Raw genomic sequence first — 1,405 nt, 5'->3', positions numbered from 1 at the left:
CGGGGCTGGCGCGCGCCAGGTCGCGGGCCGACTGCTCCAGCAGCGCCAGCGTGCGGTCGGCGCGCCCAAGCACGGAGGGCAGGCTGCCCTCCGGCGCGCCGTTGCGGCCGCCGCGCCCGTTCGTGCTGCCGGTCGCCTCCGCGCCGGAGAGCGAGGCGGTCACCACCCGCACCTCCCGGCTCGCCTGTTCCAGCGTGCCCAGGATGGAGCTCAGGCGCTGCGCCGCCTCCTCCGCCTCCCGCGCGATGGTCTCGTCCACCAGAAGTCTGCCGACGGTGCCCTCGCCGCGGTTCAGCCGCTCGGCCGCCTCGGCGAAGGACCGCATGCCGCGCTGCAGGTCGTCCAGCACGGGGAAGACGCGGCGGCGCAGGTCCTCCAGCAGCGCGCCCGCGGTCTCGGTCGCCGCCGCCTCCACCCGCGCCTCGATCACCGGCGGCGTTGCGGCCTCCCAGTCGAGCGGTGCGCCCTCCCCGCGCGCGATGTCGAGATAGGCGGGGCCCGCCACGCCGAAGCGGCGGCGCACCGTCGCCTCGCTGTCGCTGCGGATGAACACCTTGGCCTGGTCCTCGATGCGCAGCTCCGCGCGGATGCGCCCTTCCGGCGCGATGACGATGCGCCGGACGGAGCCCGCGCGGGTGCCGAGCACCTCCGCCTCCGACCCTGCCGCCAGGCCCGCCACGCCTTCCTCCGGCAGCAGCACGACCAGCTCGCTGCCGGTGGCGAACCACTGGCTGATGACGCTGCGCTGGAGCAGCGCGAAGCCGAAGGCCGCGAGCGCGAGCAGAACCAGCGCGCCGACGAAGCGGTCCGTGTGGCGCAGCCTGACGCGGTCCTCTTCCGTCATGCCGGCACCAGCCCCTCACTCCCCAGGCGGAATCGCTGAGTCGCGGGGAAGTCCGGATCCTCCCAGGCGTGGCGGGAGCGCGTCGCCCAGATCGCCGCGGCGCCATCCGCCAGCGCGCGCTCCAGCGCGGCGCGCAGCGGCGCGACCAGCGCATCCGCCGCTTCCATGTCCAGCGGGCTCTCCAGCAGCAGCAGGCGCGGCCGGATCAGGAAGGCGCGGGCGCATCCGGCTCGCGCCAGGTCCAGCCGGGTCATCTCGTGCGGCGTCGTCTGGGGGATGCCGTCGAGCCCGAAATGCCGCGCCAGCGCCTCCGCATCGCCCCGCAGCTCGGCTTGCGTGGCGCCGCCATGGTGGCGCGGCGCCAGCAGGATGTTGTCTTCCACCGACAGGTGGGGGATCCAGCCGCCATCGCCGGGCGCCAGCCCGATGCGCCCGCGCAGCGCCTCCGCCTCCCGCCGCTTGAGCGTGTGCCAGGCGCGGCCGAGGAAGCGCACCACGCCCTGCGCCAGCGCCGGCAGCCCCGCGCAGAGCTCGGCCAGCGCGCGCGCCATGCCGGGGTCC

Annotated in this window: 2 protein-coding genes; both read right to left on the bottom strand. The window is 76.2% G+C overall.

Features of this window, described 5'->3' with window-relative positions; genetic code table 11:
* The coding region (locus tag OZN99_RS31555) for an MlaD family protein (protein WP_333779800.1) at positions 1-844 on the bottom strand (844 nt) is incomplete at its 3' end.
* On the bottom strand, positions 841-1,405 hold a 565-nt coding region (locus OZN99_RS31550), incomplete at its 5' end, for a P-loop NTPase family protein (protein WP_270939143.1). The genes OZN99_RS31550 and OZN99_RS31555, both read right to left, overlap by 4 nt.

Origin of the sequence: Falsiroseomonas oryzae (assembly GCF_027856955.1) — a bacterium.
In the GTDB taxonomy this organism is placed as follows: domain Bacteria; phylum Pseudomonadota; class Alphaproteobacteria; order Acetobacterales; family Acetobacteraceae; genus Falsiroseomonas; species Falsiroseomonas oryzae.
This window is presented reverse-complemented; position numbering and strand designations above follow the sequence as displayed.